The 20,999-nt window shown below is 41.3% G+C and carries 17 protein-coding genes; 10 read left to right on the top strand and 7 right to left on the bottom strand.

The features are described 5' to 3' along the window. The first annotated feature begins 501 nt into the window (after positions 1-501). Together MSBRW_RS18950 and MSBRW_RS18955 are read left to right on the top strand one after the other, a co-directional pair. A complete protein-coding gene (locus MSBRW_RS18950; protein ID WP_011306202.1) occupies positions 502-966 on the top strand; it encodes a glyoxalase/bleomycin resistance/dioxygenase family protein in 465 nt (154 codons plus the stop codon). Positions 967-1,615: 649 nt separating this feature from the next. Further along, the gene (locus MSBRW_RS18955; RefSeq protein WP_011306201.1) at positions 1,616-3,049 is read left to right on the top strand and encodes a methanogenesis marker 14 protein; all 1,434 of its coding nucleotides are present in this window, start codon (positions 1,616-1,618) and stop codon (positions 3,047-3,049) included. A gap of 132 nt (positions 3,050-3,181) precedes the next feature. Here the strand turns inward: MSBRW_RS18955 and MSBRW_RS18960 are convergent, their stop codons facing one another. Next, positions 3,182-3,508, bottom strand: a complete 327-nt coding sequence (locus tag MSBRW_RS18960; RefSeq protein WP_011306200.1) for a DUF2098 domain-containing protein — start codon at positions 3,506-3,508, stop codon at positions 3,182-3,184. A 303-nt stretch (positions 3,509-3,811) separates the two neighbouring features. Then, positions 3,812-4,771 (bottom strand): GTP cyclohydrolase MptA, encoded by a 960-nt coding sequence (gene mptA / locus MSBRW_RS18965; protein WP_011306199.1) that lies wholly within the window; start codon positions 4,769-4,771, stop codon positions 3,812-3,814. A 401-nt stretch (positions 4,772-5,172) separates the two neighbouring features. On the opposite strand from mptA, the gene MSBRW_RS18970 reads away from it, so the two are divergent. The 3 genes from MSBRW_RS18970 to MSBRW_RS18980 all read left to right on the top strand — a co-directional run bounded on the left by MSBRW_RS18970 (position 5,173) and on the right by MSBRW_RS18980 (position 7,248). Further along, the gene (locus tag MSBRW_RS18970) at positions 5,173-5,457 is read left to right on the top strand and encodes a non-histone chromosomal MC1 family protein (protein WP_011306198.1); all 285 of its coding nucleotides are present in this window, start codon (positions 5,173-5,175) and stop codon (positions 5,455-5,457) included. A gap of 309 nt (positions 5,458-5,766) precedes the next feature. Continuing rightward, positions 5,767-6,666, top strand: coding sequence for an acetylglutamate kinase (gene argB, locus MSBRW_RS18975; RefSeq protein WP_048102662.1), 900 nt, complete (start codon positions 5,767-5,769; stop codon positions 6,664-6,666). Between the two features lie 75 nt (positions 6,667-6,741). Continuing rightward, on the top strand, positions 6,742-7,248 hold the full coding sequence (locus tag MSBRW_RS18980; protein WP_011306196.1) for a GNAT family N-acetyltransferase: 507 nt from the start codon (positions 6,742-6,744) through the stop codon (positions 7,246-7,248). Positions 7,249-7,282: 34 nt separating this feature from the next. Here the strand turns inward: MSBRW_RS18980 and MSBRW_RS18985 are convergent, their stop codons facing one another. The 5 genes from MSBRW_RS18985 to MSBRW_RS19005 form a co-directional block, all read right to left on the bottom strand. Beyond that, entirely contained in the window at positions 7,283-8,323 is a 1,041-nt protein-coding gene (locus MSBRW_RS18985) for an archaeosine biosynthesis radical SAM protein RaSEA (protein ID WP_011306195.1), read from the bottom strand. 177 nt (positions 8,324-8,500) lie between these two features. Next, a complete protein-coding gene (gene guaA, locus MSBRW_RS18990; RefSeq protein ID WP_011306194.1) occupies positions 8,501-9,418 on the bottom strand; it encodes a glutamine-hydrolyzing GMP synthase in 918 nt (305 codons plus the stop codon). A 504-nt stretch (positions 9,419-9,922) separates the two neighbouring features. Continuing rightward, positions 9,923-10,747 carry a class I SAM-dependent methyltransferase gene (locus tag MSBRW_RS18995; protein ID WP_011306193.1) on the bottom strand — a complete coding sequence of 275 codons (825 nt, stop codon included), beginning with the start codon at positions 10,745-10,747 and terminating at the stop codon, positions 9,923-9,925. Positions 10,748-10,820: 73 nt separating this feature from the next. Continuing rightward, positions 10,821-12,047, bottom strand: a complete 1,227-nt coding sequence (locus MSBRW_RS19000) for an iron ABC transporter substrate-binding protein (RefSeq protein ID WP_011306192.1) — start codon at positions 12,045-12,047, stop codon at positions 10,821-10,823. A gap of 359 nt (positions 12,048-12,406) precedes the next feature. Continuing rightward, the gene (locus tag MSBRW_RS19005) at positions 12,407-13,822 is read right to left on the bottom strand and encodes a cytochrome c biogenesis CcdA family protein (protein WP_011306191.1); all 1,416 of its coding nucleotides are present in this window, start codon (positions 13,820-13,822) and stop codon (positions 12,407-12,409) included. A gap of 166 nt (positions 13,823-13,988) precedes the next feature. Between MSBRW_RS19005 and MSBRW_RS19010 the strand changes: the two genes are divergently transcribed. The 5 genes from MSBRW_RS19010 (at position 13,989) to recQ (ending at position 20,865) form a co-directional block, all read left to right on the top strand. Further along, positions 13,989-15,305, top strand: a complete 1,317-nt coding sequence (locus tag MSBRW_RS19010; RefSeq protein ID WP_011306190.1) for an iron ABC transporter substrate-binding protein — start codon at positions 13,989-13,991, stop codon at positions 15,303-15,305. Between the two features lie 9 nt (positions 15,306-15,314). After that, a complete protein-coding gene (locus MSBRW_RS19015) occupies positions 15,315-16,385 on the top strand; it encodes a FecCD family ABC transporter permease (protein ID WP_011306189.1) in 1,071 nt (356 codons plus the stop codon). A 4-nt stretch (positions 16,386-16,389) separates the two neighbouring features. After that, entirely contained in the window at positions 16,390-17,169 is a 780-nt protein-coding gene (locus MSBRW_RS19020; RefSeq protein WP_011306188.1) for an ABC transporter ATP-binding protein, read from the top strand. Between the two features lie 196 nt (positions 17,170-17,365). Continuing rightward, a complete protein-coding gene (locus tag MSBRW_RS22775; RefSeq protein WP_155398376.1) occupies positions 17,366-17,509 on the top strand; it encodes a hypothetical protein in 144 nt (47 codons plus the stop codon). A gap of 710 nt (positions 17,510-18,219) precedes the next feature. Then, the gene (gene recQ, locus MSBRW_RS19025) at positions 18,220-20,865 is read left to right on the top strand and encodes a DNA helicase RecQ (RefSeq protein WP_011306187.1); all 2,646 of its coding nucleotides are present in this window, start codon (positions 18,220-18,222) and stop codon (positions 20,863-20,865) included. The last annotated feature ends 134 nt before the right edge of the window (positions 20,866-20,999 follow it).

Genomic DNA, 20,999 nt, shown 5'->3' on the forward strand with positions numbered 1-20,999 from the left:
ATAAAGCACAAATTCAGGATCAGTGCAGTTACTTGTTTTGCGAGCAACGGCTGACTTTATATAATTTTTGCAAAGTGATTATCTGGAGTTTTAATTGAAGTTTTTAACCAGATTATTGAAGTTTTCAACCGAATAGTAGCATTTCTTTTTTTAGGCTTTACCTAAAAGTTTTTTGGAAGTTTTTTTAAAAATATCTTTAAAGTATTCTGAGATTTCTGTTTCGTTTCTGTTCCGTTTCAATAGCACAACAGCTTGGAATTTTATAACTTGGGATTTTAACTTCGTCTAGAGTTTTTACCTTAATCTTTAAGAAAAAACACTTTCAGTTTGTTAGGCTATGATTAATAATGGCTGAAGTACCTTACAAGTACCAGAATTATTTTTGAAACAAAGGAAAATAACTAGAAGAGAACGTATCAGATGAGAATACGCTTAAAGAGAATCCAGTACAGGAGAAACACTAGAAGAGATATCATATTATTTACAAAAGGAGAAAATAAAATGAGATTTATATGCCCGCTTATTGTTGTGAATGATATAGAGGTTTCCAGAAGCTTTTACGAAAATGTCCTCAATCAAAAGGTACAGTGCGATTTCGGTGAGAATGTATCGTTTGAAGGCGGCTTTGCTATACACTTGAAATCACATTTTTCAGATTTGATAAATATAAACAAAAATGATATTGTTCAAAAATCAAATAATTCTGAACTGTATTTTGAAGAAGACGATCTGGATAGTTTCCTTCAAAAGCTAAAAGGTATTGACTCTATCGAATATGTGCATGAACTAAAAGAGCAGCCCTGGGGGCAGCGAGTTATCAGATTTTATGATCCTGATATGCACATTGTCGAGGTTGGCGAACCTATGGAAAGCGTAGTAAAAAGATTCTTAAGTAAAGGCTTATCAATTGAAGAAACCATAAAACGCACTCTAATGCCAGAGGAATTTGTCAGACAATGTTTGTAAATAAATAAACTATTTTTATAAACTATTTTTGAGATCTAAATTACGGGTTGGCAATGCAAAAATATCGATTTTAGCAAAATATGCCGTGAAAATGTTTCTGCATGGGTAATTTGTATATAAAAGTGGAGTTTTGTGGAAGAAAGAAATTAGAAATCACCAGATTATGGAATAGTGTCCTACAAATATTATAAAATCAAATCTATGTAATCGGAGTACTAAAAACCCTCATATTACAAAGAAACGATAGTACAGAGGTTTAAACGAAAATAAAAAGGGCGAGCGTTCACTTCATCTCACACCTGAACGCTGGAGTATTCGTGACCTTCCGCACTCCCGATGTAATAATATTACTAATTTACAGTACTTAGCAAAAGTTATTATAGGTTTTGATGAATACCATCTTAAAACCTTTGACAATCCACTCCTGTTGATCTTTTTGTAAAGTTGGAGAAGTACTACTTTTCCCGATTAATCTGAGTTCAAATACTGACTTTCTAGATATTAAAAACATAAATTTATCCTGACTTACTTCAATTAGGTTTGAATAATCTTCAAATAAGTCGGTATTGTTTTCAGATTAAGTTCTCACAGTGATTTGTACTTTGTACTAAATCGAGTTTATGCACAGGTTTTTAGGAAGGAATTAAAAATGGCTTTGAAACCCAGAATTACAGAATCTCCTCAGGTTCGCTTGATCGACCTTAAATCAAAACCTTTCTTTATTGTAGCTTCCGTAGAGGTTGGAAACACTACAACTAAATGTATTCTTACAGCTACCAATATGGAGACTGCAAGGACTCATATTATTAATAAGGTAGTGCGGATGACCAGAGATGTCCGTCCCCCTAAACCCGGAGAAGTTGTATTCGGGAAGACACTTACCGGTGTGGAACTCACTCGTGAATCCGTTGCAGAACTTGTACGTGGAACCCTGACCGAATCAATGGAAAAAGCAAGTCTGGATATAAAAACCGATCTGGACTTTGTGGTTCGTTCCACTGGAGTTGTTGCAGGTTTTGATTCTCCAGAGGAAGTGGGTGAGTTTATTAAAGCTCTGGCAGATGGCTGCCTGATGGCAGGAGTTCCACCGAAAAACATGACCCCACCAATGTCTGTTTCAAATATTCCTAAAAAATTCCAGAAATACAGTAAACTGGAAAAGGTAATTTTTGATGGAGCAGTAGCTGGCGTACTACCCCCAATAGGTTCTACTGGTGTTGAAATTGTTGCAAACGAGATGGAAGGGGAGCTTGCAACCGCAGGGATTAAGGAAGCAGCCAAACTTACAGATGTTGATTTCAGGAACCCCTGCATCTCAATCGACTTCGGGACAACCCTTGATGGCAGGGTCACAAATTCAGGTCAACCGTATGCAAAAACAATAGGTAACTTCTGCGGTTATGCGGGGGCAATTCCTGACGCAATTATCCGGGGTTCGAAGATTGTGGACTCAAAAGTAGGAACTGCTCTCGAGGTTTTTGAAAAAGAAAAACCGCCTTCTTTCTTCACTTTAAAGATGAAGGCTAAAACGATTGAAGCATATGCAAAGCGCATTCATGAACTTATTATTATAGAACAGGTCCCAGAAGATAGAACGAGATATGGAAGCGTGCCTGTAAGGCCGGATGCAGCTGAACAGATAGGTGTGACACTTATAGGCTGCGATGTAGGAGTAAACGGTTCCGATATGGGCAAGCTTAGTGCCATAGGCATGGAAATCTGTAAAACTCACGGACTTCAGGTTGTTTCTGCTGTCATTGATGAAGTTATGGCAAGCGTGGTTTGCAGGTTGATTAAGGTTGCAAAAGAAACAAACCTTGTTTTTGAGGATACAACTATAGGGATCACTGGCAGGGCAGGGATTACAGGGAACAAACCTAAACTGATCCTGAAATGCCTGGAAAATCTGAATATTGCTCCGAAAATCGATGAGAGAGTAGTCTTCGTAGACGACGGACTTGCCAGAGGAGCAGCCGTAATGGCTCGGTGTATGAATTCTCTTGGTTCGCCGCAGAACCCTCTGGGCGGCAGACACGGTGGAAAATGTATTCTTGCACAGAGGATAAAATTACAGGAAAAATGACCTCAAATTATAGAGAAATGACCTCAAATTACAGGAAAAACGACCTTAAAATGCTGGAAGTCTCAAAAATAGTAAAGACGTGGAAAAAATCGAAATATTAAAAGAGAAGATTTTTAAATGTAGCAAGAGGAATTAACCTCCTGCTCCTCCACCACCGGCTTTCCCAAGGTCGAAAGCCTGCATTGTTTCTCTCTCTTTTCTGAATCTGTCTTCCAATTCCTCGGCTGTAAACTCTCTTTCTTCTTTCTTTTCTTTAGCTTTAATCTCAGTTAGTTCCAGGTTTTCTTCCCTGTACCATAGATCTGTACTTTCGAGCAGAGCCCATACCTTCCCCTGCTCGTCCTTTTTAATTTCAGTTACGCGGCTGACCGTATCACTGTTTACGTATTTGACGGTATCTCCCGCTTTAATGGGTTTTTTATTTCGCCCTACTGCTGTGATTACTTCAGCATCAGCCATGATCTTACCTCGAAAGCTTCCAGGACGCTGGTATTTCAGGCCCAAAAGTCCTTTGTTGAATTTTGCTGCTTATAGGTTGTCCAGGCCCTCTAATAAAGCTTATGTGGATTAAGCTCTGGGAATGGTTCGGTAAAACCTTTTAAGAAAAAATTTCATCAAAAACTTTTTAGAAAAAAATTTTATCAAAAACTTCGTGGAAAATGTTTTGGATTGAACTTTTGGAAGCCTCTGAGATCAGAGTTTTTTCCAGAGGCTTACAGGGTTCAAAAATGTATGACTGGTCTATTTCATACTCTCCTATTCTTAACAGTGATTAATTTCCGACCTGAGATCTCCCATCAGGGCAACTCTTTCGGCATAAGCATTGTGCCTGTGAATACTTTCCTCATTAGTTTGCTTGATGGTGATTACTGCATTATCAGGAAGATTCGGAAATTCTTTTACGACGTTGTCTGCCATGGTTCTTACACAGTCTTCCACAAATTTCGGGTTCATATGTGCAGTTTCCACAACGACTTTTTCGTCTGCGCGTTTCAAGACCTCATATACGCTGGAACTCATAGAGTGATCAATAATACTGATAATGCTTTCGAGGGAAACATCAAAATCATGTGCTACCTTGATTGATATAATTCCTCTTCCTCGCTGGTTATGGGTAGCCATGGGAACCCTTTCCAGGAATTTTATAATCGTGTCTTTATCGACTCCAAGTTCTGAAAGCTCATTTGCAGCTTTATCTCGCATGATCTCCTGAGCACAGGGGCAGGCTGTCATTCCTACAACTTCGGCACCTATCAGTTTCTTTACATCAAAATAGTCATCATTTCCCTGTCCTCTTACAGCAGACGCTTCAGCAAAGATATTCACTACTTCCTGACATTTGATCCCGGTGGCAGGGGACGCACGCCTGATCATATATTCGCTTGTCATCCGAACTTCTGCCTGATTGGCATATTCATGTCTGCCAAGCAAGTTGTGTGCGATATCACTGCAAAGCTGCTCAATTTCGTATACGGGCATACTGAGTATTTTTTCCAGTACCTCATCTACAGCTTCGAAGTTCCTAGAGAGATTTGCTCCCTTTCGGTCCGAGGGCAGGTCAACAAAAACGTCAAAAGTTGAAATAAGTACGATGGGACGTTTGTCTTTTCGCTTGATTTCAACGAGTTTTTTAACATTTGTTACCCCGACACGGGTAAGGTTTATAGCTATGCTTGGTTTGCTGGCCTGGACGTCCGGGAGGTTGAAAGTGCAATGTTCCATAATTAACCAGATCCATAAAAAGGTGAATGTTTGATTTTGTAAAATGAATCTTGATAAACATGCAATTTTATTCCATTTGGAAAAATATAATGGTCATAAGAAGTTATAGCATGTAAAGTTTGTGCTTTTCAGGGGTTTTTCGAGATATATAATAAAAATTAAGTTTCCGAATTGTCAAAAACTAATTTCCTAAAATATATTTGGACTGCATTTCTAACAAGATATAATTATTTAAATATTTCCCATTTTGCCAACAATATTGAAAAATTTAGTTTATATACTCCTCGCAAATTAAGGCAAATTTCGCATAAACCAATAACTACAGGCAACATCCTGAAGAAAGATTTTATATACTTTAAAACGTAATCAGTGTCTAGCAATACATTTGCGAGGTGACCTTTATGTCCAACACAAGAAATTTTGTTTTACGAGACGAAGAAGGCAATGAGCACGGCGTTTTCACAGGAAAACAGCCTCGACAGGCTGCCTTGAAAGCTGCAAATCGGGGCGCTGGGACTAAATCCAATCCGGATGTCATCCGCCTTAGAGAACGCGGGACAAAGAAGGTGCACGTTTTCAAGGCATGGAAGGAACTGGTTGAAGCCCCTAAAAATAGGCCTGACTGGATGCCCGAGAAAATCAGCAAGCCCTTTGTCAAGAAAGAAAAAATAGAAAAAATAGAATAAGTCGAACAAGTCGAATAAATCAGATAAACGTAATTTTTTTCACATGCCCTAAAAATAGGGTTCTTTCTTTTTCTTTAATATCCAGATAAGGAATTAGCCTGGGCTGGTCTTTAATTTTTAATACTATCCGGGATGGCTTATTTCCAATGTTTTCTCAAAAATTTAAAATACTTTCTCAAAAATATCCAATAATTTCTTAAAATTATTCTTAAAATCAATAACTTTATCCATATTTGTAGAATGTGGCGTCTGGCTATCACCAGAGTCTTTAACGATAAGTTTAAAAATAGATTTTCTGATTCCTACATCATGGAACTGAAGAGAGAGAACGTGCTTATTGAAGCTCTGCCTTATATGCAGGAGTTCTATGACTCAATCATGGTTATAAAAGTGGGCGGAAATGCAATGGTTAGCGCCCAGATCATGGAGGATATTATAAAAGATATTGTGCTCCTGCGCTATGTAGGAATCAAACCTGTTATTGTACACGGAGGTGGGCCTGAGATTACGGAAAAAATGGGGCGGATGGGCAAGAAAGCTGAGTTTTTCCAGGGCTTACGTATTACAGATGACGAGACAATGGAGATTGCCAAGATGGTGCTTGTCGGGAACATTAATACCAAAATTGTATCTCTTATTGGAGTTTGCGGAGGGAAAGGCATTGGACTTACTGGATACGATGGAAGAATGATCCTTGGTCATAAGCAAGCTGCAAAAAAGGTATTGATTAACGGTATTGAGACTGAAGTTGATATCGGCTGGGTTGGGGAGTGTGAGGTAATTAATCCTGATATTCTCCATATAGTACTCGAAAACGGTTACATTCCGGTCATTTCTCCTATTGCTGTGGATGCAAAAGGCAATGCCCTGAATATTAATGCCGATATAGTAGCAGGTGACATCGCTGCAGCTTTGCATGCTAAAAAGCTCATTCTGATGACTGATGTTTCAGGGTTACTGAGAGATATGAATGACCCCAATAGCCATATCTCCCGTGTAACTCTGGAAGATATCGATCATCTTATCGCTGAAGGCGTTATACAGGGAGGTATGATCCCAAAACTCAAAGGCGCAGCAGTTGCAGTAAAAAACGGGGTTGAAAAGGCTCATATAATAAATGGAAGCGTTTCTCACTCCATGCTTCTTGAACTCTTTACTGATCGCGGAATCGGAACCATGGTCTATAAGTTCGAAAAGCCAAAAAATTAATTATAAACGACCCGGCAGCTTTATAGCCATCTCTAGTTTTTGATTAATTATGATAAAAGAATTTAAGAGGTATTTATGAATCTACTTATCAGGCCTGTCAGGTTAAGTGACGCTCAGGACATCAATGAGATGCGAAGGCAAAAAGAGGTCAGGGCACACACCCTTGCCCTTCCTACTGAAACCATTGAGTTTACAGAAGGATTCCTGAGAAGTATGGGTGGTGACGACCATGTACTGGTATCCGAATCCGAAGGAAAAGTTGTCGGAATGGTAGGGATACATCTTCTAAAGGGTGTCAGGCAGAGACATTCAGCTTTCCTTGGGATCATGGTAAGGACTGAATATCAGGGCCAGGGTATTGGGAAAAACTTGATGGAAAACATTCTCGACCTTGCAGATAACTGGCTTATGCTAATAAGAATCGAGCTTGATGTTACTGCAGACAATGAAAAAGCTATCAATCTTTACCAGTCTTTTGGTTTTGAGATTGAGGGGACAAAAAAATACGCAATAATGAAGGATGGGAAATATGCCGACCTTCTCATGATGGCCAGGTACAATATTCCCGCACAGTTCAAATAAAAGAGTCCAAATAAAAAAAGAATTTTTACGATTCTTAATCTAAAATGGGTGCTCCATAGGTAAAGTCTTCAAGTTCCAGGACTTTCCTCCAGAGTTCTTTGCATTCACAGTCTGTTTTGCTAAGATCTTCTGGATTCTGGGTAAGTGAAAAAGTCCTGAGAGAGTCTGCGACATCTGAGCTGCAGATTTTACAATTGTGAGGGCCGCGTTTTGAGCCTGCGCCTACAGGATCGGACATAATAGGAAGGTCTGGGTGAGCGGCTTTTGCCCTTTGCAAGATTTCTACAATACTCCAGAGCCAGGGAGGGCGATATTGCCCTTTTTCCCAGAGCGCTTCGACAAGAGTGCCTTTCTGGACATTACAGAGGTTGATTGAGATTGTGTCAGCGTAAGGAGCCGCATCATCTATGGAAAGGAGAATGTCCTCAAGGGCCTGGCGTTCTGAGAGAAAGAGAGGTTTTAGCATAAGATAGGCTTTAACAGTTGCCCCATTTATTCTTGATATTTCTGAGGCGCGGACAAAATCCCTGAAGGTAAAACCTTTATTAATAGAGTCCCTGCGGATTCTGTCCGAGCTTGTTTCCAGCCCGAAAGCCAACTCAAAGGGCTTATTTTTCAAGACCTTGAGACACTCCTGCACGTTCTCTTCGGTTACGAAGTTAGGGCGGGTTTCTGCAAGTACCTTTACTACTCTGGGATCATCTGCAAGAATTTTGAGGATTGCATCTCTTGCCTCAGAAGGAACCTCCTGCTCGTCAAGAAAACTGCCTGAAGTGAAAATTTTTACCATAAACTCAGGGAATTTTTCAGCTTTCTTCATTGCTCTTGCAAGCTGGGCTTTGTAATCCTCCAGAGTTGGAGGTTCACTTGCGCAGTCATAGACATAGCCGCACATAGTACACCCTCCAGCTTTTCCCCAGCGGCACCCTGCGCTCTTGAAGATTACAGTTAACGTCTTTACCTGGGTTCCATTTACCAGGTCGACTCCTGTCCAGCTTGCTGCAGGTTCATTGGTAGGAGAAGGTCTAACTTTAATCCGCTGCCGGATTTCCATTACTGCTTTATTTAGGGTCATGGGCGTAAAAACTCGCTTTGTGGCTTGCTTTATAACTATAAAAAAGATTTTTGAAGCTGAAAAACAGCTTCATTAAGTTCCTTATGTTCGGTACTTTTTCTTGTACTCGTTCTTTATTATTCTATAGTCTTTCTTATAATAGTCTAGAAACCTAATTCCATTTAAGTTGCCTGTGTTTCACTCAAACTCAATAGTTGCAGGCGGTTTTGGTGTAATATCATAAACCACCCTGGCTACTTTTGGAATTTCAGAGGTAATTCTTGATTCCAACTTTTTGAGCACATCCCAGGGAAGCTCGAGCGCTTCTGCAGTCATTCCGTCTCTGGAGCCTACGGCTCTTACAGCTATGATCCAGCCGTAAGCCCGGATATCTCCCTTTACGCCTGTTCCTTTGCCAATCACAGCTGCGAAAGTCTGCCAGGGGCAGAACCTGTCAAGAAGTTCTTCTTCAACTATAGAGTTTGCTTCCCGTGCAACCTCAAGCTTCTCCTCTGTAACTTCTCCAAGAATCCGCACAGCCAGACCTGGTCCGGGGAAAGGCATCCTTTCACAAATTTCGTCAGGTAGCTTGAGCGCCCAGGCAACTTCCCTCACTTCATCTTTGTAAAGGTCCTCGATGGGCTCAACGATCTTCTTGAAATCCATTACGCTGGGCAGCCCTCCAACATTGTGGTGGGATTTGATTCCGCCTTCGGACTCGATTCTGTCAGGGTAAATCGTACCCTGGATAAGATAATCGGCTTCAAGTTTCCTTGCCTCTTCTTCAAAGACCCGGATGAATGTCTCACCTATAGCCTTCCTTTTCTCTTCAGGGTCAGTTATGCCTTTCAGGGCTGCAAGGAACCTGTCCTTTGCATACACAATATCCAGGTTCATGTGGGAGAAAATATGCTTTATTCTCTCGGTCTCTCCTTTTCTCATGAGCCCTGTGTCAATATAGATCGGCTGCAGCCTACCCCCTATTGCCCTGTGAGCCAGTTCCGCACAAACAGAACTGTCCACGCCGCCTGAGAGTGCAATAATTGCTCTCCCGTCCTTTATTTCCTTGCTAATTTTCTCAACTGCTTTTGGAATGAATTTTTCGGGTTTTACCATCGAAATGCTCCTTAAATGATGCTGAACTGGAAATCCTTTGAAAAAATGATCGTGATCAGTAAAGACTTATTAGAATTATCTGTATTTGATTATTTTAGTGTGATATATGAGTTTGTGCATGGGAGTTTTGATATTTAAAGGTATAGCAAAAAAAGGTAGTCCTATATTATTGGATCTATATGTCTCTAAAATATACTTAGTACTTCTTTTCCGATCTTTTTGTCTCGTACTTTAGTGAAGTTATAGAGCAGATTTATTCCAATGTATGAAAACTGAATCTCTTCAAACTGGATACAGAATATTAAAACATCAATCACTTAATTACGGGCTACCAGTCATTGATGAATTAGTGAATAATAAATAATTTCCCCCATGTTTAATGGAAATAAAGATTCTTATGTTATTGTTTTTCAGTTCAAATACGTAAGTCCTAAAATACTGACGGGATGGAGTCTTGTAATATAAAATGTGTTGAATGGCATCTTATATGCCATCCGAGCCGACTTACGACTTCTCCCACCACAGCCAGGCAGTGTATGATTTTTCCTTCATCCTGACATCTCCATTTTCGCAGGAAAAAGTCTCGGATATATATTTTTTTAGTATTTCCTCATGTTCGGCAGTAGTCGCATTGACGATCCGCTTGTAGTGAGTAACCGCGTCTTCCATTTCTGGGTAGACCAATTCCCAGTAATCAGGATATACGGTTATATTTGGATATATTCCCATGTCATACAGTACCTTGTATACACAGTCAATCTGCGGGTAAATGTTATATGGGGTGCCATGAACCCTCTGCCACGCTTCAGCATATGTCTTTTCCCAGGACGGCATACCTGCGAACCAGTTTAAGTAGACATATTTTGAGGACACATTGTTCATTTTAATCACTGCCTCTCTTATGTCCGGCATAGCAAGAGAAAACGAAGCGACAACCACATCGTACGGGGCGTCCAGGTCTTTAATATCCACATCTTCCCACTTCTTCTGGATCCAGGAAACATTATTCAGCCCCATTGCTTTGATGTTCTCTTTAAGGCAGTATAACATACCATCGGAGGGTTCGACGGCAGTGACATGCTTAACCATGCCGGCGAGCGGTATGGTCAGCGTACCGGGACCGGATCCTATATCCAGGACTTTAGAATCGGTTGTGAAATCGAGCCGCTGGATCAGGCTTTTAGAAAAATTCCAGTTGTCCATCTTGATCTGCGTGTCATATTTTACTGCCTCTTCCATTGTCCAGAACCTATCACTCTCAAAGTTCGTCTTCTTACTCTCTGACATCATCGTTTTCCAGATCTCTCCATAATCGATTGTATTCATCATAAAAATCCTCCTCACAAATTCTTCTAGAAAATTTCTCTCAAAAATTTCTCTCAAATAGTTCTCTCAAAAGTTTTCAAAAGTCCTCCTCTTCCATCCAATCAAGCCATTGTGCTGATCTGAGACCTCTGGCAGTTTCATCATCGACATGATAGACATGTTTGTAGAAGTCCAGCACCCATTCGTGGACTTTGATATCCTGGAATTTGTCCGGGTAACATGCTTTTGCAGTTATCATCAGGTCGATGGGGTATTCCAGGCGTCGGGCGCAGTTTGAGGGTGTCCACGGCATCGAATAGACTTTCTTATTCTTGATCGCTCTTAGCTCTTTCAGATTCTGGTAGTAAGGTGCCTCGTAAAGTTCCCTGGTAGGATGGTATCCCCATGAGGTAGCCAGTAATATGATATCAGGGTTCATGGCCAGAACCTGCTCGGTGTTCAGTATCTTTGAACTACCTGTATCTCTGTAAGCGTTCTTCGCATGTACGATGCCTTCGATGGTGTACGATTCGGGTGTATCTATACCCCATGAGTGGCCTGAACCTCCGGCTTTTCTGGCATTGGGCGAAAGGCCGAAATACAATACCGTAGGCTTGCTAGCCTCAGGTATATCCTTTGTCCTGTCCGATATCATCTTTTCCGTGCTCTGGATGTAATCAGCTAACTCAAGAGCGTCCTTCTCTTTACCGAAAATTTGTCCGATAATTTTCATTTCTTCTCTTATAGAAGAGAGGTCTGAATTCGAGTAATATGTAGGGGAATACAGAACTATCACAGGAATTCCAAGCGCTTCCATTGTGTCAATAGTCCTATTCATGGTATCACGGTTGTCCCATCCAACCGAACAATCCCCAACCCTTAGAATAATGACATCCGGATTCGAACTTGCAAGCGTTTCGTAACTGATAACGTTGTACTGCTGGGGCGTCAACCTGATCGCATCGTTTAACGAAGGATCAAGGTAAAGCATCGTGCTTTTACCATTATCATACGTATAATTTTCTCCTTTGACACTCGGGAATGCATAAGTATAATTAGTGTTGATTGTAGTGCCAACAGCCACGATAGTATCCTGAACACCCAGACTGATCATCATGCATTCGACGAATCCATCGCTTATCACAGCAGCTCTTGTAATATTTTTCGGTACTGTTACCTGAACACCTCTCATATCTGTAATATTATTGGATTCATTGTTTGTTGATAAAGCCGTAGTTGGCAAAGTGACTTTTTCTGATATACATCCGGAAAAAGGCAAGCTTATGAGTAAAATCAGAAACATACAAACTGTTAATTTATTCATAAAGACCTCAACTTCAATCGTTTATTCATTGACCATTATTTGCAGCCTTTTGTGCCCGGCCAAGAAATAAAACTTCTGAAAGTGCTATTTTTTATGATAAACACTAGTTTCAATAAGGAAATCACTGCATAAATATTCAAAAATTTTAAAATAAATATTAATAATAAAAAGATTTGTAGCACGTTAATAGCTGTGATCCTTAATAAACTTGCCTAGTATCAGAACCTATATGTTACTAAATGTTATAAATGATCAAAAAAGTCATACCACATCCTACATTTATATACTTATTTATTGACAAAGTATGTGGTTAATAAAAATCTAGTTAATTTTATTGTGCATGTATTTTTTGCTTATTTTTACACTCCATTAAATGCCAGCAATGCAGCCAGAATAAAAAGAGTGATCCCGGTTGCGATGTTTATAAAAGCCCGGTATTTTATCCTGATCGCATCTAATCTGCGGGTGGAAAGCCCAGTGGTGAGCAGTATCCCAAGCCCCAATATTGGAAACACGATACCTGCATTATAGGCCAAAAGGTAATATAATCTCTGAAATGAGCTGTTCTGGTCGGCCATCATGCCGAGTATTGCAAGATATGGCCCGCCGGTGCAGGGTATTTTTATCAGGCCAAATCCTGCTCCAATTACAAAGCTGAAACCAGCCATACTTATTTTGTCATAAGGCTTCAGCAGAGCAACTAATTTCCGGAACCCCGCATCTGAGAAACTGCGTTCATAATGAAACAGTGTCTTGAGTATCATGGCAGAACCGATGGCGAGCATTGAAAGGATGATCGCATGTTTGGCTAGATTATACATTGAGGGCATGGTTATACTGATCTTGTAGAAACAGACACCGATCAGTGAATACATAAAGAGCAGCCCTGCCGAAAAAGCTATTATATTAATCAGCAGCAAATGCCGTTTCTCGCCAGAGGCTACCAGCGTGGCCATATATGCCATGACTGCGAGGATACATGGGGAAAAAGAAGCCACGATTCCAGATGCAAATGCAATGGCAATTGAGTGCATCGGAATTGTAACGGGCACATAATTGTCTGTGATAACGTAACCGCCGCAGTCATCCTCATAATATAAGGTAGAAGGACATACGTAGGAGGTATTTCCTCCCGATAACACATATGTGACTTTTTCCTCAGCACCCGGTTGTAATGGTCCACTCCAGTAAAACTGTCCTGAAACTAATCTAGAGCCCTCTGTCAACCCTCCAGAGAGACTGGCATTAATAGCTGTGTTACCCTGGTTGGATATATATACCGTTACTGTGACATTACTGTCGCTTTTACTCTTTTTTTCCGCAATCGTATGCACAGTCACTGGCAAAGAATACCCGTAAGAAAACACTATTTTATCCTTAATATCACTTAGAACTGTTCCATATTCTCCTTCCAGGCTTGCTGGGCCAATGACCGTATAGTTATCAATGATAAGATCCGGGATCTCTATCAGATTATAACGATCAATATAAGATGCACCTTTTCGTGAATTGACCCTGATTTCCTGGTAATCGAGATATAAACCTTCTTCACGAGCTTCTTCAATTGCCTGCCTGACTACTGGCATTGCTTCGGTACATCGATGACAGCGTTCATCATAGAGATATATAACAGTGACCGGTTTTGTATTGTCCGCGTAAACGATCAAAGGCAGCGCAGTAAGGAGTAAGAAAACAATTATTAAAAATATAAATATCTTCCATACTGTTTTCCCAATGCGGTTCTCGGAAAAATAGTGACCGTTAGCTCTTACCATTTTTAATCCTTTATACTAAATTTACATATTAGTCTTCTACATATCGCATAGATTTTTAATACTATTTCTTACTATCTGATTTAATCATAACTATAAAATCTAATTAGGCAGGATTATGTAGTAAAAAGTAGTACACAGGAGTAATTTATTGTGATAGGGATTGTATATGAGCAGCAAGCCTAATAATAATGGTGGAATCGGTAAGTCTTTGAGTTATTTAAATTCTAAAAAGGGCTTTGTGTTGAGTGTACTTATCATTCTCTTTATTGTATCGGTAGAAGGATGCAGTGAACAGACAGGTCAGGTTACGACAACTGCTACAAACTCATCGACGATAGCAGACTCGCCTGATGAACAATATCATTACGTGACGGATATGCGTGGAGTACAGGTGAAAGTGCCAAAGGATATCCAGCGTATAGCTACAATCGACGACGGGTTCGTTGAGGGTGTCCTGACGAATCTTAGCGAGGTTGATAAAATAGTCTCAATCGGCTCAGTTGGGTTGGGTTCCAGTTCATTTAAACAGTCAAATATTACTCTGAACTCCGGCAAAAATTACACTGTTAGCGGTGGGTCAAATACAATGTGCGTTGTTAACCCATGGTTATCTAATGTGTCCTGTACGGAGTCTTCGTCAGGCATGACGATCGTTAACTACGAAAAACTGGCCAGTGCGAACCCTGACATACTCATTATAAGAGTCGGCGACTGCTCGATGAGTGCCAACAATATCGAAAATAACAATAAAAAGATATCAACGATCGAGTCACTGGGTATACCCGTAATTGTTCTCTATTCACCGAACAACTACAATAATTCCGGCCTGAACACCATGCGCGATGAGATGCGCATAATCGGGCAGTTATTCGATAAGGAGAAAGAGGCAATGGTCCTGGCAGATTATCTGGAAAATACGGAAAAGATGATCACGGACAGAACCAAGGATATCTCCGAAGATGAGAAAGTCACAGCTCTGTATCTCGGGCTCTCTTCTAAGGCCAGACAAAGCGGTGGTGCAGGGTATGTAAGTGGCATTGATACTCCTGAATCGTACATCCTCGAGACTGTTGCCAAGGGCAAGAATGCCTACCATGATACCGGTTCAGGCAAGCTACTCAATGCCGAACAGGTGCTGACATTAAACCCAGATGTGATTTTTTTGCCCACGTATTCCGGGTATCATCCACCTATCGAACTTCAGGATGCGATATATTACCAGAATATGCAGGAGCTCAAGGCCGTGAAAAACAAGCGCATCTACTCCATGCCTTACACGCCGAGAAACTGTGACCGCCGTTTAGAGTATCCTCTGGATTTGCTGATCGTCGCTAAGGGTTGCTATCCAGATCGTTTCCAGGATATCAAGGTCAATGATTTTGCGTTGAAACTGTACCAGGACATATACGGAGTGGATCTCGCAACAGCAGAAAAAATCAGGTCGGCCCAGTACCTTGACTGGACGGTAGAGTCTGATTTTTAGGTGTAAATCATGGAAGAAGCATCAACTGACGTGAAAATCTCTACCCATGCTACCCTCAATTTTTTTGAAGCTAGAAAGATGTGTATAATATTCTTTCTAGCTTTTGTTATGGTGGCAGGCGGGATGGTCACGATCTGTCTGGGAACATATCAGATTTCTTTTGTGGAAGTATATTCTATCATTGCCACTCATATATTCTCACCTAATATCGTGGGTTCCCTAGATAAACTAAAAAATATGATTGTCTGGAACATCCGCTTCCCAAGGGTCATTATGGCTATAACCGTTGGTATCGGCCTTTCTGTGGCTGGGGCAGTTTATCAGGGATGTTTTCGCAACCCTCTTGTCGAACCATACATCCTTGGAGTATCTTCAGGCGCAGCGTTCGGCGCAGCTCTGGGGATTGTTTATCCTCAGATATTTCTTTCTATACAGCTAGGTGCTTTCTTGTTTGCTTTGCTCTCTGTATTCCTGGCGTACACGCTGGCAAGGAGCAGGGGACAGACGCCAGTGGTCACGCTGGTACTTGCCGGTATCATCATAGGCTCGATATTTTCCGCGTTTGTTTCCATCATGAAATACCTTTCAAATGATACACAACTAAGAGAGATTGTCTTCTGGATGATGGGTGGCTTCTACTATACCCAATGGGATGACGTGAAGCTGACTGTGCCTGTGGTGCTAATATCCGTAGCTATTATGTGGTTCTTCGGGTGGAAGCTGAATGTCCTTTCCATGGGTGACGAGGAAGCTCGTGCACTGGGTGTGAACCCGGAAGTCTTCAAGTTTATATTCATTGTCCTGGCAACACTTGTGACTGCTGTCTGCGTATCTTCGGTAGGGATTGTCGCATGGGTTGGCCTGATGATGCCACATGCAGCCCGCCTAATTCAGGGACCGGATAATCGTTTTGTTATTCCCACAGCGGCGTTAATGGGTGGGGTTTACATTATCTTTTGTGATACACTTGCACGTACTCTGACCTCGGCAGAAATCCCTATAGGAATCATCACGGCTATTGTGGGTGCACCTTACCTCCTGTATCTGCTGCGTAGCAAAGAAAAGGAGATCTTTGGGTGATTATATGTTAAAAGTAGATAACCTGAGTTTTGGATACGACAGAGTGCCCGTATTCAAGGGCATTTCATTTGGGGTCGAGAAAGGTTCTTTATGTGGACTCTTCGGGCCAAATGGTTCCGGGAAAACAACCCTGTTCAAGTGTTGTATGGGGTTCCTTAAGTACGACAGCGGTAGTGTATCCATCGATGGGTGTAACGTTAAGAATAAAAAGATCGAGGAGCTGGCAAAACTTGTCGCTTACGTACCCCAGGAACACAAGCCCCCTTTTCCATATCTCGTCAAGGAAGTCGTGCTGATGGGTCGGACTCCTCATATGGGTGGTATCTTTGGCATTTCCGAAGATGATAAGAGTAAGGTCAAGGAAGCCATGGAAATGCTTGAAATTTCCCATCTCGCCGACAAACCTTATAATCAGCTCAGCGGCGGTCAACGCCAGCTTGTGCTCATCGCAAGGGCTCTGGCACAGGAAACACCGCTGATGCTGCTGGACGAGCCTACATCCGCTCTGGACTTCTGCAACCAGATAAGGATATGGAATATTCTGAAAAAGATTTCCGCGAAGGGGACGACCATACTGGCCTGCAGCCATGACCCAAACCACATTTCATGGTTCTGTGACGATGTCATTGTCATGTATCGGGGAGGTCTGGTTGCAAAGGGGAATCCAAAAAGCGTAGTATCCGAGCAATTGCTCAGCACTATATTTAATGGTATTTGCAGTGTAGGTTATATGGACCACCTAATGATGGTGTATCCGAAAAATATCCAGTCGGGTGTCCAGTAGTTGTGACAAATAACGGCTCTCCATAGGATTATTAAAGACAGGCACGATGTCAATAACGATGGTAATGTAAGGTGATTTTAAGTTATATGTCGCTGACTATATACGAGAATCCTAGCTCTTTCTAGAAAATTAAAAATTAGAATTATATACAAAGCTTTTCCAAAAAGATTTCTACTAAAATACCGGAGAGAAATTGGTGATAGGAATGGGTAGTGAGAACTATGAACTTATCGATGCTCTTGAAAGCATTGAAAAGTCCCTAGAAAGCCTGGCAGAGTCACAGAAAAAAATAGCTGACACCCTGGAGTGGATGGTAAAAGACAAGGGATTTGTAGACTGAAGCGGGCTAAATTTTTGGAACAAGAAAAATATATCAGGAATGAAAAGCTGCAGAAAACTGAAAAAAAATAGCTGTTAGTAAAAGGGATTATCTTAAGAGGAAGATAAGAAGTGCCTGGGTGTAGCCGCACTCCTCATCTTCCTATCTTTACCTCAGATCAAACATTAATAATGTTGACGCTAGAAATCAGTAAACCACTTGCTTATTACCGCTTTTCAATCCTGTTCCGAATTTTCCTAATTTGGTGATGTGATTTTCATTTCTAAACTTTTTCCTAATTTGGTGATGTGATTGTCCTTTCTAAACCCTTTTTTAAACTTTACTATCTTGAGAGATCTCTGGTATGCATCCAGAGCTTACAGCTAATCCCTTTGAATACTTTCATCCCGCAAACCTGCAACTTAAATACAATGAGCTTGAAACATCACAGCATTATGATTCCATACATGACACATTTATACTGATATCTAATTCCTCTCTACACGGGAATAACCTACCATAGAGGAATAGTTTCATAAAAATAAGAGAAATCTATTATAAAATTGGAATGTTAAGGATATAGCTGTGTATGAAAGCGTATCCATACCTTAATTTCCCTGGATCTTCTGGGGTTTATATTCTGGCATGACATTGATTTTACAGGTCAGGGGGATTCGAAAACGAGCACTGAGTATGATTTCTTGAAGGCAAGTAAACGTGAGCTTGAGCCAATGCCTTCCCTGTCCGCTAGAATGTATTCAGCCCTGCACCAGTATTTTGGATACACTTCCTTTCGCCCATTGCAGGAGGAAATTATCAAGGATGTTCTGGAGAGGAAAGATGTTTTCGTGCTCATGCCTACCGGCGGGGGCAAGTCGATGTGTTATCAGTTGCCTGCCCTTCTCATGGAAGGCGTTACTGTTGTTGTGTCTCCTCTGATTTCCCTGATGAAAGACCAGGTTGACGGGCTTGAAGCAAACGGGATTGCTGCAGCCTGCATGAACAGTGCCCAGAGCGCCAGAGAAAACAGGGATGTAAAAACGGCTTTTCTCGAAAACCGGTTAAAAGTTCTTTACGTTGCTCCTGAAAGGCTTATGATGCCAGGAACCCTTGCCTTTTTAAAGAAAGGAAAGGTCAGCCTCTTGGCAATCGACGAAGCGCACTGCATTTCCGAGTGGGGGCATGATTTCCGGCCTGAGTACAGGAAATTGAAACTTTTGAGGGATCCTAAAACAGGCTTTCCTGATATCCCAATTATTGCGCTTACGGCAACAGCCACAGAAAGGGTTCGAGAAGATATCATATCACAACTCAATCTTCATCTTCCTCCGGAAAAAGGTCCTTACGTAGCCAGTTTTAACCGGAAAAACCTTTACTATGAAGTCAGGCCAAAGAAAGAGACTTTTTCCGAGATTACTGACTACCTGCGCAGGCATAGAGGTGAAGCAGGAATTATTTACTGTCAGAGTCGAAATAGTGTCGAAGCACTTACAAAAAAACTGAACCTTGCGGGTTTCAGGGCCCTTCCCTACCATGCGGGTCTTTCGGATACCGAGAGAAACCGAAACCAAGAGATGTTCATAAAAGATGACGTGGAAATCATAGTAGCTACAATCGCTTTTGGAATGGGGATTGATAAGTCCAACGTACGTTTTGTAATACACTATGACCTTCCCAGAAATCTTGAGAGCTACTATCAGGAAACCGGTAGAGGAGGAAGGGATGGAAGCCCATGCGAATGTATCCTTTTTTTCAGCAGGGGGGACCGTTTCAAGATTGAGTACTTTATTTCACAGAAGACAAATGAAAAGGAGAAGGACATTTCTCTAGTGCAGTTAAGGCAAATGGTAGCTTATTGCGAGGGAAATAAATGCAGGCGTCAGACCTTGATGGAGTACTTTGGTGAAGAGCTCTCAGAACCCTGCGGGAATTGTGACTGCTGCCTTACTCCGAAAGATACCTTTGACGGAACTGAAGCTGCAAAAAAATTTATAACCTGCGTCCAGGAACTGAACCAGCGCTTTGGTACTAACTATGTTATTGATGTCCTCACAGGCTCAAAGAATAAAAAAATCCGGCACAACCGTCATGAAAGGTTGAAAAGTCATGGCAGTGGCCTGGAGTTCACAAAAGAACAATGGAAATCATTAGCTTCCGAAATGATAAACACCGGTCTTCTGGACGTAAGTGGGACAAAGTATCCTTTATTGAAGCTTAACGCCATGAGCAGAAAAATACTGAAAGGTCTGGAACAAGTAGAACTTGTCTGCCCTGAAGGCTTTGTTCCTGAAGCTGAAGAAAGTTTCATGCCTTCTACAGTGGCCGGTACAAAAGGCAAAAAAGCCGACGATCTAAGTTCCTCTGAGGAAGAGGTTTTTCCAGAAAAATTTTCAGTTGCTTCTGACATCCTGAAAGCGTCAGAGGCGAGAAAAACTATAATATCCGAAAAAGAGCCTGACCCCATCCTTTTTGAGCGGTTAAAAGCTCTGAGAAAGAAAATTTCTCTAAAGAGAAATCTTCCTCCTTACATTGTTTTCTCTGATACTTCCCTTAAGGAAATGGCTACAAGATTTCCGCATAACCTTGAAGAGTTCCATTCTATTACAGGAGTTGGAGAACATAAGCTAAGGAAATACGGGGACATTTTTCTCAAGGAAATCGAAAACTACTGCAGAGATTACAGTTTGGTTCCCGCTGAAAAGCCTGCTGACAAACCTGCTGAAAAACCTGAACAATTAGAGGTTGCTTGTAAAGACTCTGAACAAGAAGGAATAAGCTCGAAAGAAATTGTTCAAAATGATGAAAATCCCAAAGCTGAGGTCGAGATATTCGGGACTAAAATGTCCGATCCTGAGTCTGACACCATCAACAGCTTGGAAGCCTGCAACTTACAGGCAAAAAAGACAAGGTATCTGGATACGAGCATTCAGGATTGGTCAGAGCGGAATTCTTCAGCATGCGGCTTCAGGGAAATAGATTCGGCAACGATCTCGCCTGAGTTAGAGGCTTCAAGTGTCACCAGAGCGGATTCTCCTACCTCCGGTTCTTTTGAAACGGATTCTCTGCAAAGAACTTTCTCTCTTTTTACGAAAGGGCTTGGAATCGATGAAATTGCTGACATCCAGGGCACGAATACTAGAGCCATTTTCAGGCAACTTGAACAGCTCACTCTTTCTGGAAACGTCAAGGGTATTGGAGGACTTTTACCTCCTGAAAGACAAAAGCAGATAAATGCTACCCTGAAAAGCTTAGAAATTGAGCTGGATTCCCTGCTTCGGACAAGATTGGGTGAAAACTGCCAGGAAGAAGAAATGAAATTTATCAGGGCTCTCCTTCTGTCCAGAATCTGCTATTCTCAGTCTGAAGACGGTAAGTAAAACCCTTTTCTGCAAATTTCGCTGTTTTTCTTCGATTTTTATGATTATCTGGTCTCTTTTATCTCACTGTTTTTTGTTCTCACCGCTTTTTGTTCTTACTTATGTTTTATTCTTGTTTTTTGTCTGAGTTCCTG

Origin of the sequence: Methanosarcina barkeri str. Wiesmoor (genome assembly GCF_000969985.1) — an archaeon.
Classification (GTDB): Archaea; Halobacteriota; Methanosarcinia; order Methanosarcinales; family Methanosarcinaceae; genus Methanosarcina; species Methanosarcina barkeri_B.

Coding starts and splice junctions, on each gene's coding strand:
- MSBRW_RS18950 (WP_011306202.1), top strand. CDS start 502: ATGAGATTTATATGCCCGCTTATTGTTGTGAATGATATAGAGGTTTCC.
- MSBRW_RS18955 (WP_011306201.1), top strand. CDS start 1,616: ATGGCTTTGAAACCCAGAATTACAGAATCTCCTCAGGTTCGCTTGATC.
- MSBRW_RS18960 (WP_011306200.1), bottom strand. CDS start 3,508: ATGGCTGATGCTGAAGTAATCACAGCAGTAGGGCGAAATAAAAAACCC.
- mptA (WP_011306199.1), bottom strand. CDS start 4,771: ATGGAACATTGCACTTTCAACCTCCCGGACGTCCAGGCCAGCAAACCA.
- MSBRW_RS18970 (WP_011306198.1), top strand. CDS start 5,173: ATGTCCAACACAAGAAATTTTGTTTTACGAGACGAAGAAGGCAATGAG.
- argB (WP_048102662.1), top strand. CDS start 5,767: ATGGAACTGAAGAGAGAGAACGTGCTTATTGAAGCTCTGCCTTATATG.
- MSBRW_RS18980 (WP_011306196.1), top strand. CDS start 6,742: ATGAATCTACTTATCAGGCCTGTCAGGTTAAGTGACGCTCAGGACATC.
- MSBRW_RS18985 (WP_011306195.1), bottom strand. CDS start 8,323: ATGACCCTAAATAAAGCAGTAATGGAAATCCGGCAGCGGATTAAAGTT.
- guaA (WP_011306194.1), bottom strand. CDS start 9,418: ATGGTAAAACCCGAAAAATTCATTCCAAAAGCAGTTGAGAAAATTAGC.
- MSBRW_RS18995 (WP_011306193.1), bottom strand. CDS start 10,747: ATGATGAATACAATCGATTATGGAGAGATCTGGAAAACGATGATGTCA.
- MSBRW_RS19000 (WP_011306192.1), bottom strand. CDS start 12,047: ATGAATAAATTAACAGTTTGTATGTTTCTGATTTTACTCATAAGCTTG.
- MSBRW_RS19005 (WP_011306191.1), bottom strand. CDS start 13,822: ATGGTAAGAGCTAACGGTCACTATTTTTCCGAGAACCGCATTGGGAAA.
- MSBRW_RS19010 (WP_011306190.1), top strand. CDS start 13,989: ATGAGCAGCAAGCCTAATAATAATGGTGGAATCGGTAAGTCTTTGAGT.
- MSBRW_RS19015 (WP_011306189.1), top strand. CDS start 15,315: ATGGAAGAAGCATCAACTGACGTGAAAATCTCTACCCATGCTACCCTC.
- MSBRW_RS19020 (WP_011306188.1), top strand. CDS start 16,390: ATGTTAAAAGTAGATAACCTGAGTTTTGGATACGACAGAGTGCCCGTA.
- recQ (WP_011306187.1), top strand. CDS start 18,220: ATGCCTTCCCTGTCCGCTAGAATGTATTCAGCCCTGCACCAGTATTTT.